The sequence below is a fragment of the Cardiobacteriaceae bacterium TAE3-ERU3 genome (genome assembly GCA_019218315.1).
Lineage (GTDB): Bacteria > Pseudomonadota > Gammaproteobacteria > Cardiobacteriales > Cardiobacteriaceae > JAHUUI01.
The window spans coordinates 180,660-196,020 of record JAHUUI010000002.1; the positions used below are offsets into that span (position 1 = coordinate 180,660).

Annotated in this window: 12 protein-coding genes; all 12 read right to left on the reverse strand. The window is 49.9% G+C overall.

The genetic code is table 11. The features are described 5' to 3' along the window. Window positions 1–131 precede the first annotated feature (131 nt). Window positions 132–1,481 carry a hypothetical protein gene (locus KRX19_04230; GenBank protein MBV7434228.1) on the reverse strand — a complete coding sequence of 450 codons (1,350 nt, stop codon included), beginning with the start codon at window positions 1,479–1,481 and terminating at the stop codon, window positions 132–134. Beyond that, window positions 1,478–2,902, reverse strand: a complete 1,425-nt coding sequence (tldD, locus tag KRX19_04235) for a metalloprotease TldD (GenBank protein ID MBV7434229.1) — start codon at window positions 2,900–2,902, stop codon at window positions 1,478–1,480. Before tldD ends, KRX19_04230 begins: the two co-directional genes overlap by 4 nt. 471 nt (window positions 2,903–3,373) lie before the next feature. Beyond that, entirely contained in the window at window positions 3,374–4,705 is a 1,332-nt protein-coding gene (locus tag KRX19_04240) for a DUF697 domain-containing protein (protein MBV7434230.1), read from the reverse strand. Continuing rightward, the gene (locus KRX19_04245; protein MBV7434231.1) at window positions 4,632–6,146 is read right to left on the reverse strand and encodes a GTPase domain-containing protein; all 1,515 of its coding nucleotides are present in this window, start codon (window positions 6,144–6,146) and stop codon (window positions 4,632–4,634) included. The genes KRX19_04240 and KRX19_04245 overlap by 74 nt, the downstream gene beginning before the upstream one ends. Next, window positions 6,136–6,540, reverse strand: a complete 405-nt coding sequence (locus KRX19_04250; GenBank protein ID MBV7434232.1) for an acyl-CoA thioesterase — start codon at window positions 6,538–6,540, stop codon at window positions 6,136–6,138. The genes KRX19_04245 and KRX19_04250 overlap by 11 nt, the downstream gene beginning before the upstream one ends. Further along, window positions 6,537–7,211 carry a tRNA (adenosine(37)-N6)-threonylcarbamoyltransferase complex dimerization subunit type 1 TsaB gene (gene tsaB, locus KRX19_04255; GenBank protein MBV7434233.1) on the reverse strand — a complete coding sequence of 225 codons (675 nt, stop codon included), beginning with the start codon at window positions 7,209–7,211 and terminating at the stop codon, window positions 6,537–6,539. The genes KRX19_04250 and tsaB overlap by 4 nt, the downstream gene beginning before the upstream one ends. Continuing rightward, complete coding sequence (locus tag KRX19_04260) at window positions 7,189–9,174, reverse strand: ATP-dependent DNA helicase (protein MBV7434234.1); 1,986 nt, start codon at window positions 9,172–9,174, stop codon at window positions 7,189–7,191. The genes tsaB and KRX19_04260 overlap by 23 nt, the downstream gene beginning before the upstream one ends. Further along, window positions 9,175–10,089: a tetratricopeptide repeat protein gene (locus tag KRX19_04265; protein MBV7434235.1), complete on the reverse strand. Its 915-nt coding sequence runs from the start codon at window positions 10,087–10,089 to the stop codon at window positions 9,175–9,177. Between the two features lie 57 nt (window positions 10,090–10,146). Then, a complete protein-coding gene (gene mrcB, locus KRX19_04270; GenBank protein MBV7434236.1) occupies window positions 10,147–12,579 on the reverse strand; it encodes a penicillin-binding protein 1B in 2,433 nt (810 codons plus the stop codon). An 11-nt stretch (window positions 12,580–12,590) separates the two neighbouring features. After that, complete coding sequence (locus KRX19_04275; protein ID MBV7434237.1) at window positions 12,591–13,367, reverse strand: thymidylate synthase; 777 nt, start codon at window positions 13,365–13,367, stop codon at window positions 12,591–12,593. Then, window positions 13,351–14,145, reverse strand: a complete 795-nt coding sequence (gene lgt, locus KRX19_04280) for a prolipoprotein diacylglyceryl transferase (GenBank protein ID MBV7434238.1) — start codon at window positions 14,143–14,145, stop codon at window positions 13,351–13,353. Before lgt ends, KRX19_04275 begins: the two co-directional genes overlap by 17 nt. A 152-nt stretch (window positions 14,146–14,297) precedes the next feature. Next, a complete protein-coding gene (locus KRX19_04285; protein MBV7434239.1) occupies window positions 14,298–15,353 on the reverse strand; it encodes a class I fructose-bisphosphate aldolase in 1,056 nt (351 codons plus the stop codon). Between the last annotated feature and the right edge of the window lie 8 nt (window positions 15,354–15,361).

Consider the following 15,361-nt stretch of genomic DNA (forward strand, 5'->3'; position numbering starts at 1 on the left):
CTAGGGTCGCCAACATACAAGTTAATTCCAAAAAAACAGCCACAGGGTAACCAAAAAGAATAATCGCTTATTTTTATGTGCGTGACTGTTTTTTCTGGGGCTCTCTATAACAGAGCGGACAAACACTCTGTCTACTGCGCAACAGTCATACTGTCGAGCAAGATACTCGGTGCGTGGATTCTGCCGTTATGGTCAATGTCGTCGCCGATGGCGCGGACGTTACCCAACATATCACGCAGGTTGGCTGCTATGGTGATGCCTTCAACTGCATGGGCAATTTTACCGTTTTCAATCCACAACCCACTTGCGCCACGCGAGTAATCTCCGGTGAGCTGGTTGACACCCTGCCCCATCAGGCTGGTAATAAGCACACCACGCTCAATGCCAGCAATCAGTTCGGGGAAACTGCGGACGTTGTCACCCTCGGCAAGCAAACGTACGTTACGCGCTCCGCCGCCATTCCCGGTTGGTGGCAAATTAAGACGGCGTGCGCTGTACAGCGAGAGCAGGTAGCGTGCGATACGCCCGTCTTCAATGATGGCACTGTTCGCTGCGGGTAAGCCGTCGCTATCACACGGACTACTGCTCATCGCTCGCGGCAAATACGGCTGTTCGTCAATGCTTAACCATTCGGGCAAAACTTGTTCACCAAGCGCTTGATGCAGATAACTCAAGCCGCGATATTGCGCACGGCCGCCAAGTGCGCCGAGCAAATGCCCAATCAGCGAGGCTGCTACGTCATGACGGAACAAAACAGGATAACTGCCGCTGCTAATACTTTGCGGATCAAGCGCAGCGATAGCGCGTTCAGCAGCGCGTTTGCCAATACTACTTGCATCTTCAAGGTCAGTGGCATGGCGTGCGCTGGCGTGTGCGTAATCGCTTTGCTGGCCGTTGTCGTTACCGGCAATGACGCTGACCGATACACCACAACGGCTGCCGCGATGATCAAGGCTGAAACCATTACTGGTCAGGTAAACGGTTTGCGCAATACTGTGCCCCGCCGATGCGCCGTTGCTGTTGACGATGCGCGCGTCTTCCCGCGCAGCGGCTTCGCAAGTGGCTGCGTGTTCGCACAAGATGTCGCTGTGCCACTGCTCAAGCTGCGGGTCGTAGCGCTCAAGGGCGGCGAGTTCGTCATCACTGATAGTGGCGTATTGTTCACATTCGGGCAGGCGCAGGTCGGGATCAGCTTCTGTGTAGTGTGCAATGTCGAGTGCGGCACTGACCGCCGCGGCAATCGCTTGCGGACTGCGGTCGCTGATGTGTATCGAGCCTTCGCTACCGTTACGCATCACACTCAGCGAGAGATTGAGGTCGCGTTCGCGAGTCAGGGTTTCAAGTTTACCGTCGCGCCAATCGACTTCAAGGCCGCTGCTTTCGCTGATGACGACTTTAGCTTCATCTGCACCACCTGAGCGTGCTTGCTCAAGGGCGTAAGCGGCGCTGTCGTAGAGTGCTTGGGTGTCGGTGAGTTTCATAGTGCAGTACCTCCGACGGTGAGTTCTTCAATTTTGACGCTGGGCTGGCCGACGCCGACCGGTACGCTTTGCCCCTGTTTGCCACACACGCCGACGCCACTGTCAAACTCAAGGTCGTTGCCGACCATCGAAATTGCCTGCATCGCAGCGAGTCCGTTGCCAATCAGGGTTGCGCCTTTGATTGGCACAGTTACTTTGCCGTTTTCGATGAGATACGCTTGTGTCGCGGCAAAGACGAATTGTCCATTGGTGATGTCAACCTGTCCGCCGCCAAATTGTTCGGCGTAGATGCCGCGTTTGACGCTGGCAATCATTTCCTCTCGGCTGTGCTGACCTGCTGCAAGGTAAGTATTGGTCATGCGCGGCATCGGCAGATAAGCATAATTTTCACGGCGACCATTGCCGGTTGGCGCAGTACGCATCAAGCGTGCGTTGAGGCGGTCTTGCATATAGCCACGCAGGATGCCGTTCTCAATCAGCACATTGTGACCACTCGGTGTTCCTTCGTCGTCAACCGACAGCGAACCGCGCCGCCCTTGCAAGGTGCCGTCGTCGATGACGGTACACAGTGGTGAGCAGACTTGTTCGCCGATTTTACCGCTGAATACGGATGTGCCTTTGCGGTTGAAATCGCCCTCTAGCCCGTGCCCGACTGCTTCATGCAGCAGGATGCCCGGCCAACCGTTGCCGAGTACGACCGGCATTTGCCCTGCCGGTGCGGCAATCGCTTCGTGGTTGATTTGTGCCTGGCGCACCGCGTCTTCAACGTAGGCACGAATTGCTGCTTCATCAAATAATGCGCCGTAGCTATTGCGCCCACCGCCGCCACTGTAACCACTTTCGCGCTGACCGTTGCGCTCAATAACCACGCTGACGTTAAAGCGTACCAGTGGACGGATGTCGGTCGCAAAATGCCCATCAAGGCGCATAACCAGCATTTCTTCAAAACTACCCGAAAGAGAAGTGCTAACGTCAACCACGCCAGCATCAAGACTGCGTGCGTACTGATCTGCATATTGCAGCAGGTGCACTTTTTCATCCGCTGCCAATCCAGCAAGTGGGTCAACATCTGCATAACGGGCGTTGACGGCAAGTGGCTGTGGCGTGACTGAAACACCGCTATCCTGACCGTGGCGGGCAATCGCTCGCGCTGCACGACAAGCATCGTCGAGCAAGGCACTGCCCAAGCCGTCAGCGTAGGCAAAGCCGGTTTGTTCACCACAAATAGCGCGCACGCCCAATCCTGACGAGGCACTATAATCGGCGTGCTTAACCTTCCCCTCGCTCAGCGCCCACGATTCGCTACGCTCGCGTTGGATGAAAATATCGCCATCATCAATACCGCGAAAATGCAGCGCACGCAGTCCAGCCACAACATCATCTAACGACAATGCCGTGTCTTCAAGCCATGTTTTGCTCATTCAGTACGTCCTTTGGTGTATTGCCTATATTATTTTTTTAAGATGACTTCTACTAAAACCATTTACAACTTACGTTAGGTAATCAGAAAGCCCGTTGTAAAGCAAAATTCATACCGATTAATTTAAAGTTTAAAGCAACAATAAGATAAGAATATAAGGTATTCCTATGATCATTATGGATTGTATGAGACTTAGGCCGTAGCATAGGGAGAAAAACCTAAATGACAAAAATAGGCATTTGCAAAATCAGCAAGTAATAGACAGCTTAATAGAGCTGTCTAATATGGAAATTATCACTTATTCAATATATATTCCACGGCTTATTTACACGGCAACCGAGCAATTTTAAATTTCACACAAGAAAGCGTATTCACGTTGAAAATAATTATAATTTCAGTGATATAAGTAAGGTTAAATAACGATCCCAGCTTACGAAAGTTAGATAACACACACCAGCATCTGACGTTTTCCTCAGCTTTTTTTACGGAAATAATCCTTAACCGAGGATTTGGCTTCTTCCATCAGTTCTTCTTTATCAAGATCAGCCATGATGTTTTTAATTACCTGCTTAGCACCAGCATCACCCCACGATGCACCTTGTGCAAAGTAACGCTCTGCGGCTTTACCAACCACATAACTACCGTAAAATGCGATACCAGCTTGAGCGCCTGCGGTGAGGATGGTTGATAATCCGCCGGTCAGTCCTTTGAGTACTGATGACAAGGCATGCACGCCGTACACCGTGCCCATCAATAAGCCCATTTGCACGCTGATGGTACGAATGAGTTCGCCCGCTTCGTGGCGGGTCATCGGGATGCCGTAGATTTTCGACAAATGCACGACCATCGACGCATCGGCCGCTATGGCGAGCAAATCAACCAGTGGTATTGGGTTGACCGCAACACCCAGCGCCTTGCCAAGTGCGTACTGACGAATGATACGCTCTGCAACTGCCTGCTTGGCGGCAATGATTTCACGCCCAACTTTTGCTGATAGATTATCAGCAAAGACGCTGGCATTAAGCGCGGCATAACTTTTGCCGTCAGCTTCGAGCAATTTCCACAGCGCCGCACGCACCACATCAACATCCGGTTCGGGACGCACGCGTACTTCCTTGAGGCTGCCGTCTTCCTGCTCGACGAGTTCAAGTACCGCGTCGGGTTCGGCACTCGCAGGGAGAACGAGATTAGCAGGAATCAATCCGTCAACGCGGCGACGCAAATGCTCAAGCAGGCGTTCGGTTTCGGCTTCGCCAATGCGATCGGCCTTGTTGAGCACCAGAAGCATCGGTTGCGACGGGGTGTTGAGTTCAAACAATGCCTGATATTCAATATTGGTCATATCACCATCAACGACAAAGACAATCACATCTGCCTGCTGCGCGACATGACGGGCGATTTCGGCGCGTTCAACGCCATCCACTTCGTCAATACCGGGCGTGTCAAGCAGATAAACGCCGCCACTGTCGTATTCCTGCCATAAAGTTTGCGCACTGTGCTTGGTTTCGCCGTGCAAGACGCTAGTAGCAAATACTTCGCGCCCAGCCAGTGCATTGAGCAGCGCCGATTTACCGACGCTAACCCGCCCGAAGGCGGCAACGTAAACGTGCCCCTGCTCGATTTTGTCGAGCAGGCGCTGCAACTGGCGATAATCTTCGTTCAGTCGTGCTTTGGCTTCGTTCGGCAGACGCTTATCGTTGAGCAGCGCGGTAAGCGAATCACGCGCCTGATCAAGGTGCGTCGTTGCCTTGTTTTCCTGCGATGGCGATGCGGACGAGTTTTTTCGCCCTTTGTTCCAGATCATGGTGTAGCTGCTCCTCAAAATGCTGCATGATGGCGCCGGTACTGAATTGTTCGCTGTTCGATTCCAGCGTGGTCAGCGCGGCGCGGCCGAGACTTTCAAATATCAGGCCGTAGGCAACGGCGTGCGATGCGCCGCCAAGTACGGTGCCGAGCCCGGGGAAGGCTTTACAGACGTTGCCCGCTAGCGCGAGTATGACGGTGAGTTGTGATTTGACTTTGCCGCTCGCCGATTCGACCAGCATTTGCAAGTCGACGTCCTTAACCGGTACGTCATAGAGTTTGGTCAGGGATTTCATCATGTCGACGCCGAGGTAGCCCTGAATCAGGATGTCAGTACCGGGACCGACCGCAGCCACACCGCCGAGCATCGCCTTGCGCGCATAAGCCTTGACCATCGCTTCACCGCGTTCGCGACGATACACGCTAACCCGCTTGCCAAGTGATTCGTCGGCGAGGTGCAATAACGCCCCGCGCTGGCGTTCGGCGAGTTCTGCACGGCGGCTGCCGAGGCGGTCAAACGCTTCGAGCAAGGCGTGAATGTCGCCGCCGACCATACGCGGCTCAATGCTGCTCGTGCCATCTTTGCGGCGGATGGTGACATGCTGTTCGTGCGCGCTATCGGTGGTGACGAAGGTCACCCCCTCGGGCAGACGCTCTTTGATACGGCTGGTCAGTTTATCGATTTCGTGCGGCTCGTAGCGGCCGGTTTTGTTCAGTGCGACAATCAAGGGTTTGCCAAATTCGTCGAGCCGGGCAATCGCTTGATTGTCCGAGGCGGTGACGTCCTGATCGAGAACATAAACAACGAGATGGACGCGACGCGTGGCGTTTAAGACGTCTTCCTCAAGGCTTGGCAGTACTTCCGCTTGATTGGTGCCGGGCATGTCGTAGAGGGTTAACCCGAGACCGTCGCCAGCGTCATAGTGGTAACGCTCGATACGCGTGGTAGAACCACCAATAATCGAGGTATCGATACGCGCGTCAGGCAGGATGGTCTGAATCAACGAGCTTTTGCCGGTGCTGATTTTGCCGAAGAGTGCCACTTCAAGCGTTGCGGGTGGGTCGTCACTGGCGGCTTGTGTAAGATCGGCTTGTACTGCAGAAACATCAACGCCCTGCGCCTGCGCTTTGTCGAGCTTTGCTTGTACATCTTCAATGCGTAGCGGTTCGCGCTTGGCTTTTTTCTCAAGCGGCTTACGCCTGCCGACCGTCCAGATGCGGTATACCAACCCAACACCGAGCGCTGCAATCACTATGACGCCGATACCATATACAGCAAGGAAGCCACTCGGTGTATTTTGCAGACGATCCCAAACGCGGAACGCAACGTCGGTAAACTGGAAAATCAGCAATAAGACGGCAAGAACTATCAGTACCGTGAGCAGAATAAAGACTTTACGCAACAGCCCTACCGCGTCTGTTGCCGATTTATTATCCGCCATGTTGCTGCTCCTTGAGTTTGGCCACTGTCGCGTCCGGTACCGCACAGACCTTGCGTTCCTGATAGTCAAAGCAGACCATCAAGGTACCGGCTGTAGCAACAGTTTTCTCGCCTTTGCTGACGCGGTAATGCAAGGTAAAGCGTGTGCCTTTCAGCGCTCCTACCCAGACGTTAAAGGTCAGTTCGTCACCAAGAAAGGCTTCGGCAAGGTAATCAACTTCGAGATGGCGCATAATCAATGCTGCGCCACCGCAGTCGAGTTCGCTAAAGCCGAGCGCACAAAGGAAGTCGCAGCGCGCCTGATGCAATAAGGTGATTAGGCGATCGTGGCCGAGGTGGCCACCGTAGTTGATGTCGCCGACTCGGACGGCAAGCGTGGTAGCAAAAGTATTCATGATTGTACGACCTCATCGCGTAAGTAACGCAGGGTAACGCCATCCCAAGCTGGTTGCCAGGTTCCGTGGTCAAGCAGGTCAAATGCATCGACTGCTTCGGGCAAAGCGTCTGGCTGCAAGGGTTTGCCTAATTGCTGTATAAACGGATAAACGCAACCCGGCCCGGCGAGATAGTCCGCACTACTAAGCCAGTCAGCGGGGATGTCTTCCGGCGCACAGAGGCAATCATCACCGAGTGCGCTAATTTTGCCGTCAATACAGTGGTAAAAACCAGCATAAACCTGATTCATTCGTGCGTCGAGCAAGGCGAGTACGCGGCCGTTGCCGTGCTGGCGGGCTGCACTGGCGGCAAGCAAGGCAAGGCTCGATATGCCAAGCAAGGGTATGTCCTGCGCACAGCCCATACCCATCGCCACAGCTGCGCCAACGCGCAAACCGGTGAAGGCACCAGGACCAGCACTGACGACAATTCCACTAATATCGTTCATGGTCAGGTCGGCAGCCTTGAGCAAAGTGTCAGTAAGCGGCAAAACCACTTGGGTATGCTTGCGCTCATCATGCTCAATCTGCTGCTCGCGCACGCCTTTATGGCGCAGAGCAATCGAGCAAGATGGGGTCGCTGTGTCTATGGCGAGCAAAGTCGCATTTTCATCGGGCATCATGGCGTTCATGGTAATTAAAAAAGCGTTCTACAATAGCAAATTGGCTGGTTCGTGTCATGCGTGGCAGGCTGTCAAGAAATACTTTACCGTAACCTTTGCTGCTTAAGCGTGGATCAGCAATCATCAGCACGCCATAATCGCGGCTGTCGCGGATCAGGCGACCGACGCCCTGCTTAAGGGTAATCACAGCTTGCGGTAGGCTATCGTGCATAAATGGTGACAGCCCCTTTTCTTCGAGCAATTGATGGCGTGCACGAGTGAGCGGATCATTGGGCACAGCAAAAGGTAATTTGTCTATCACCACACAAACTAGCGCTTCACCACGCACATCCACACCTTCCCAGAAACTCGATGTACCAAGCAAAACTGCGCGTTCAGCACGGCGAAAATCGGCAAGCAGCTTGCCTTTCGGTGCTTTACCCTGCACAAACAAATTAAAACCACTGTCTTTGAGTTGACGCTCGGCAACGTACAAAGCACGATAGCTAGTAAAGAGCAAAAATGCTCGACCACGGCTGCGTTTAAGCAGCGGCAACGCTGCATCTATGACTGCTTCGGTATAATCCCGCGCATTAGGTTGCGGCATATTGGCGGGATGATAAAGGACCGCCTGCATACGGTAGTCAAACGGGCTATCAAGTTGCAGGGTTGGTACGTCCGACGGTAAGCCAAGCTCACGGATGAAGTGGGTGAACTGCCCACCAACCGCGAGAGTCGCTGAAAGAAATGCCCAGCTTGCCTCACTCTGCCGTATCCAGCTGGCAAAGCGCCCTGCTGCATTGACTGGCGCAATGCACAGCATGAAACCACGTGACTGAGTATCAAGCCAGCGGGCTTCAGCAACTGCATTAACTGCAGGCTCTTCTCCCACCTCTTTAGCCTCGGCTACTTGCTGCTTTTCTTTTCGCGCAATGAATGCAGCGAGCGTATCTGCCATTTCATCAAGCCGCCCACTGACGTTAGCAAGCAGCTTACCACGTGATTGCTGTACGCCAAGCGCTTTTTGTGCTGCGTGCAAAGCTTCTTCAAGCTTGAATAGTGACGCCCAAAAATCTCTAAGTTCATCAAGTGCTGCGCCATCAAAGCGTGCTTCCCCATGGCGATTGACGCTGAGCAGCGTATCTTGTGCCGCTTTGTATAGTGCTTTGACAGAGTTGCGTGCTTCAACAGCATCAGGCGCTTCACTGAGCACAGCCTCTTCGGCATCTTTGTGCCAAATAGCGAGCTGACGAAACGACAGACGCTTGCCGAGAAACTGGACGGCTGTATTAGGCAGATGGTGCGCTTCATCGATAACAAATGCGTCAATATCAGGCAAAATTTCTGCAAAACCTTCGCTTTTCAGCGCAAAATCAGCGAGTAGCAAGTGATGATTGACGACGACAATATCTGCTTCCTTAGCCTTTTGTCGCGCCTGTTGGACGAAGCATTCCTCAAAAAAATCACAGTCACGGCCAAGACAGTTATCAGCGGTGCTGGTTACCATATCAAGAATTGGAGAATCCTCTGGTACACCTTCTAATCCAACCAAATCACCATCACGGGTTCGTTCAGCAAATTTTCCGATAGCAGCACGGTATTGCTTTTCTTTGAGGTCAGCAGGATCGCTTTGCTCAAGCTGGCTGAAATGATAATGGCAGAAATAATTACGCCGCCCTTTGAGCAAGGCTGCTTTAGCTGTGCTGGTTAGCACTTTACGCGCCAACGGTAAATCATGCTGGAAAATTTGCTCTTGCAGATTTTTGGTAGCAGTCGAAACCAGCACTTTCTGCCCACTTGCAAGCGCTGGTAAAAGATAGGCGAAAGTCTTGCCGATACCAGTTCCTGCTTCAGCGACCAAAACACCGCCTTGCTCTAGATTATCAGCAATCGCCCCGGCAAGCTGTTGCTGACCGGGGCGAAGTTGATAGCCTTGTACGGCGCTGGCAAGCGCCCCACTCTCTGAAAAAAGAGCGGTAGTGGCTTTACTCAATTAATTGCCAAGTGATGCCGCTTTTTCTGCTGCTGCAATTGCGCCTTGGTTATCTCCAAGCGACTTGCGAGCATTAGCAACCAGCGCCCAACTCTTCTTCATTATATTATTATCACCACCGACTTGCACGGCTCGACCTGCAAAAGTCTCGGCATCCTTGTAACGACCTTGGTGATAGCGAATATTGGCTATATCATAGAGGATTCTAGCATCCTGTGGCGCAATGCGCTGTGCATTTTCAAGATACGCTACTGCGCCATCTCGATCATCTTTATTAAGTGCAGCATGTGCTTTTTTAATTAAAGCCTTTACAGGTGTCTCACCTTCCGCTGGTGCTGCTGGCCGTTGCGGTGGAGTAGCACTAGCCACTTGCTGGCTTTGGTTAGCAGCTTGGCTATCATTTGTAGCATCATTACTATTGGTAACAGGGGCGGGTGTAGCCGTATTAGCAGCTATATTTGTATTGGTTGGCCGTGTTTCCACTGGGCGGACCGGCTGAGCCTGATTGCTGTTTTGCTGATTCAGCTGCTGACCCTGAGCATTATTGACCTGCTCAGCACTTGCATTATCCTGAGTCACTTGTGGTGCAACTGACCAGCCATCATCATTGGGTTGTGCCGAAGCTGCTTGCACGGTCGCTGGCTGGCTATACGGCGATTGTGCCGCTACTTCTATACTTTGCTGAGGCTGCTGCGGCGCAACTCGTACTGGCTGCTGTGGTGCCACTGGTTGTGCAACACGGGCCGGGGTCGGTGCTACAGCCTGACCTCGAGTCATATGGATTTGCCCTACTGGTGCACGACTTGGCTGATAGTGATTGGAATTCAGCGCTGTAATCGGGGCGGTAGCGCTGCCATACATGCAACCGCTTAACAAGACAGCACTGCATGCTACGCTAGGCCATAGTTTTTTCATTCGTGGGTTCTCCAACTTGAGTTGAGTAAAGTGCACAACATTCTAACGTTATATGAACTAATTGCCAAACCAGCCATTTGTATTACCATTATTCGTACTGCCATTATTTTGATTATTGTTACCACCATCATAGCTTGGTGCAGGCGTCCAACCACCATATCCTCCTTCAAAGATAGGCGCAGACTGCATTTCATAATACAGATTCTCTTCATTTGGATTTGTATAGCGAGTATCTAAATTAATGCAGCTCGTATAAGTAGTAGGTTGAGATCCGTTAATAAAGGGAAGTGTCAACGTTCGGCTTGCGGGGCACTGACTGCCGGCAAGCTGACCTGTTTGCTTGTCAATCGTGTAATCAACGATACCGGATGGCTTCGTCACATTAAGCGGCTTAAGTGGCAACTTTTTCATGATGTCCGCCCAAATACGCAGGGCTCCATTGCCACCACTTAATTTGGTTGATTTGTTCTGATCATTACCGACCCAAACCACGGATAGAATATTTCCTGTATATCCAGCAAACCAGCTATCGCGATAACTATCGGTGGTACCTGTTTTACCAGCAATATTCATATTTTCAGGAATTTTTTCGTATGCAGCACGAGCAGTACCACGGCGCGGAATTTCCTGCATCGCAGTATTAATTAAATAGTACGGACCAGGCTCGATAGCTTTCGTATTGCTCAATGGGAAACGCTCAATAATGCTGCCATCTTTAGTTGTAATCTCTCGGATTGTGCGCAAAGGCGTGTAGTACCCGCCATTTGCAAATGTTTCATAAATTTGTGCGACTTCCAAAGGAGTCATTTGAACAGCACCAAGCGAGACAGAAGGATAGGTAGGCAAATCATCACGCGCACCCAAGCGCTTCATCGTACCAATCACATCATCCATACCCAATGCCAACGCCAATCTGGCTGTTGGAATATTGTATGACTTAACTAATGAATCGATGAGTAATACTTCACCGTGATTACGGTGGTCATAATTTTTTGGAGACCAAATTTCCCCGCCCATATTATAAGACATAGGGCTATCATCGAGCTTCGTAGCCAAAGTATAGAGCTGAGGCCATTCCAATGCACTGAGGTAAATCATCGGTTTGATCAATGATCCAATTTGCCGCTTTGCAGACAATGCACGGTTAAAGCCTTGTTCGCCAGGGTTTCGCGAACCAACCAGTGCCAATATCTCTCCATTGGTACTGTTTACGACTACAGCTGCGCTTTGCAAGAAATTAGATTTAAGACCTTTATTTTTCTCAAGCACCGGTAAGCCTTCGGTAATGCCATTTTGCGCATCTTCTTGAGCAAGTGGATCCAAGGTTGTAAAGATATTCAGCCCTTCTTCGGTTAAATCTTCCTGACTGTAGTGCTGATACAGTTGTTTAAAGACCATTTCAACAAATGCTGGATAACGTAAGCGCTCACGAGTTCGCTCAACTTTTACTACATCCAGTGGTAAAGACTTCGCCAACTCTGCATCTTGCTCACTAATTAATCCCCTTTCGACCAATACATCAAGGATCAAATTACGGCGCTTAAATGCATATTCAGAATGTAAGCGCGGATCTGCAAGCCCTGGTTCGCGCACCAACGCAAGCAAGGTGGCAATTTGATGTAAATTAAGTTCATTGAGTTTCTTATCAAAGAAATACTCGCTAGCGAGACCAAAGCCGTGGATCGCTCTACTGCCATCTTGAGCCAAATAAATTTCATTTAGATAGCCTTCGAGAATATCTTCTTTGGTAGCGTGTGTCTCCAACGCTAAAGCCATCAGCATTTCTTTAATTTTACGGCTCAGTGTTGGTTCGTTGGTCAAATAATGGTTTTTAATGAACTGCTGGGTTAATGTACTTGCCCCTTGATAACCACTTTTCTTAATAAAAGTAATGTAAATAGAGCGAACGATCCCCTTAGGATCAATACCCGGATGCCGCCAGAAATTCTGGTCTTCTAGAGCAATCAAACCGTCGATCAGAACTGGTGGTACTTCGTCGAGGTTGACCAAAATCCGGTCTTCATTATGCTTCGGATAGATTGATGCAATTTTAAGTGGATTGAGCTTTTCAATGACTTCTGGTTCCAGAGTAGTCAGGTTCATCAATGAGGCTACTTTCCCGCCCTCAAAAGTAACTTCGATTTTACGCGCAATGCGTGGCCCATCCCAAAAGATAAACGGCAGTACGTAGAATGTAACTTTGTTTTCCTGAACCGCGTATGTTCCGGGTGCGACAGGCTCACTGACTTTACGATACTCAAGCATTTCAAGCTCTCGAGTCAGATCTTCCGAATTGACATCAGCACCTCGATATAGCTCAAGTGGCCGCGCGTATACCCGTGCCGGCATTGACCATAATGCACCACCGAGGTCTTCGTCAGATAGTTTGTACTGCCGATCAAGGTGGACCGCATAAAATACTGCGACGACTAAGCCAAATAAGCAGATGGCAACGAGCAAATAGAATGTATTACGAATCAGTTTGAGCACATTGACTCCTTCTAAACGGCAACTGGTGCAGGAATGGCGGGATGATGCTGATAGTTTTGCAGATGAATATCATCAAAGCAGTAAGTATCTATAGAATCAGCTTTATCGAGTTTTATTTGTGGCAGAGGCAAAGGTGTTCTAGCCAATTGAGTCTTCGCCTGACTGAGGTGGTTTTGGTAGAGATGGACGTCCCCACCAGTCCAGACGAACTCACCGGGTAATAAATCTGCTTGCTGAGCCATCATCATTGTTAGCAAGGCATAACTTGCGATATTGAATGGTACCCCGAGAAATACATCTGCTGAACGCTGGTACAACTGGCAAGACAACTTGCCATCAGCAACATAAAATTGAAACAACGTGTGACACGGTGCAAGCGCCATTTGCTCAATTTCACCAACGTTCCACGCACTGACGATCATTCGTCGTGAATCAGGGTTATTGCGGATCTGCTCTAGTACATCTTTAATCTGATCGTGTCCATCCCAGTCACGCCATTGCTTACCATAAATGGGGCCTAAATTGCCTTGTTCATCAGCCCATTCATCCCAAATTCTGACGCCGTGTTCTTTAAGGTAAGAGATATTGGTATCACCGCTGAGAAACCACAGCAGTTCGTGCACAACGGATTTAAAATGAACGCGCTTGGTGGTCAAAAGTGGAAATGATTCACTTAAATCAAAACGGAGTTGACGCCCAAATACCGACAATGTTCCCGTGCCGGTTCGGTCATTTTTTGCATGACCTTTATTAAGGATATCATCTAGTAAATCAAGATAGCTTTTCACGAGTCACCGGTCTAAAGAATAAGTACAAACCAAAAATAATCATTGGCAATGAAAGCAATTGCCCTTCTGTCAGCCAATCAAAGGCAATATAGGAAATATGAGCATCCGGCACGCGGAAAAACTCAACAAAGCTACGGAAAATGCCATACCAGAGTAAAAATAGACCAGATACTCTGCCCAAAGCCCTATTGCGGGACGAATAAATCCATAAGATTGCGAAAAGAACCAAGCCTTCGAGTGCTGCTTCATAGAGCTGGGAAGGATGGCGTGGCTCAGGACCGCCATTAGGGAATACGACACCCCACGGCACATCTGTCACCTTGCCCCACAACTCGCTATTTATAAAGTTACCAATGCGACCAAAAAACAGACCCAAAGGCACCAATGGTGCAATGAAGTCCGTTACTTCGAAAAAACGTAGGTGATATTTTTTACCAAATAGGAGACAAGCCAGCATGACGCCAAGCAAGCCACCGTGAAAAGACATTCCACCTTCCCAAATTTTGAGTGGATAGAGCCAATCTTGCGCCCAGTACTGCGTACCGTAAAAAAGTACGTACCCAATTCGTCCGCCGAGAATAACCCCGAGCATGGCATAAGTTGCCAAAGAATCTATACAGCCTTCTTGCTGCCAAGTAGCATTGCTTTGTCTTCCAGCTCGACTTTTAGCCAATACAATGGCTAATAAAAAACCAAGCACGTACATTAAACCGTACCAAGTTGGTTTAACTGGTCCCAGTTCAAAAATATAAGGGCTGAAATTAGGGTGGAGAATCATATTATGAAAAAATTACGTTGAAACAAAGGCTGTAGGAGCTGGGCAGATAGATTGAGTTAATCACCAGAGACACCTACAAGGTGTGTTAAAAAATGCGTGAGTATACGATAAAACCCGACACTGCAATACACAGTGTCGGGAAATCCATTACATTAAGCAATGGTGACTTTTTCGTCGAGATAAACGTCCTGGACTGCATGAAGCAAGTTCACACCTTCATCAAATGGCTTCTTGAAGCACTTACGACCAAGAATTAGCCCCATACCACCAGCACGCTTATTAATAACGGCTGTACGTACAGATTCGGCCAGGTCATCTTTACCACCGGCTGCACCGCCTGAGTTAATCAAGCCGAAACGCCCCATATAGCAGTTAACCAACTGGTAGCGCGTCATATCGATTGGATGATCGCCTGACAATTCGGTATAAACACGATCATCAGTGTAGCCAAATCCGATGTCACGGAAACCACCGCTCAGTGTGGCCTGCTTCTGCTTAACGATATCTGCACCAATTGTCACCGCGAGATGGTTGGCTTGACCAGTAAGATCATCAGCAGTGTGATAGTCCACACCATTATGCTTGAATGCCGGGTTGCGAGTATAAGCCCACAATACAGTAACCATGCCAAGTTCGTGTGCACGTGCAAAAGCATCAGCTACTTCTTGGATCTGATGGCGTGAATTTTCTGCACCAAAATACACAGTTGCACCAACTGCAATTGCACCCATATCAAAAGCCTGATCAACGGTTGCAAACATGTCTTGATCGTGCAGACCTGGAGTGGTCAATGTTTCATTGTGGTTAAGCTTAACCATGAATGGGATTTTGTGTGCGTATTTACGTGAAACACTTGCGAGCACACCAGCAGTTGAAGCAACAGCATTACAACCGCCTTCAATAGCTAGCTCAACAATATTTTTTGGATCAAAATAACGTGGATTTGCAGCAAAAGATGCGCCTGCAGAGTGCTCAATACCTTGGTCTACCGGCAGGATTGATACGTAGCCAGTACCGCCAAGACGGCCATGATCTAGCAGCTGCTGGAAAGATCGCAATACTGCCGGAGAACGGTCTGTGTCACTGAAAACACGATCGATATAGTCACTGCCTGGCAGATATAGATCGTCTTTACGGACTTTTGTGCATGTATAGCTCAATAAAGATTCCGCTTCATTACCCAAATATTCTTCAACTGATTTAGACATTTGATTCT

Bases quoted from the DNA above. Each gene is read 5' to 3' on its own strand.
- tsaB (MBV7434233.1), bottom strand. From the start codon at position 7,211: ATGAACGCCATGATGCCCGATGAAAATGCGACTTTGCTCGCCATAGAC.
- lgt (MBV7434238.1), bottom strand. From the start codon at position 14,145: ATGATTCTCCACCCTAATTTCAGCCCTTATATTTTTGAACTGGGACCA.
- KRX19_04265 (MBV7434235.1), bottom strand. From the start codon at position 10,089: ATGAAAAAACTATGGCCTAGCGTAGCATGCAGTGCTGTCTTGTTAAGC.
- KRX19_04240 (MBV7434230.1), bottom strand. From the start codon at position 4,705: ATGATCTGGAACAAAGGGCGAAAAAACTCGTCCGCATCGCCATCGCAG.
- tldD (MBV7434229.1), bottom strand. From the start codon at position 2,902: ATGAGCAAAACATGGCTTGAAGACACGGCATTGTCGTTAGATGATGTT.
- KRX19_04245 (MBV7434231.1), bottom strand. From the start codon at position 6,146: ATGGCGGATAATAAATCGGCAACAGACGCGGTAGGGCTGTTGCGTAAA.
- KRX19_04250 (MBV7434232.1), bottom strand. From the start codon at position 6,540: ATGAATACTTTTGCTACCACGCTTGCCGTCCGAGTCGGCGACATCAAC.
- KRX19_04285 (MBV7434239.1), bottom strand. From the start codon at position 15,353: ATGTCTAAATCAGTTGAAGAATATTTGGGTAATGAAGCGGAATCTTTA.
- KRX19_04230 (MBV7434228.1), bottom strand. From the start codon at position 1,481: ATGAAACTCACCGACACCCAAGCACTCTACGACAGCGCCGCTTACGCC.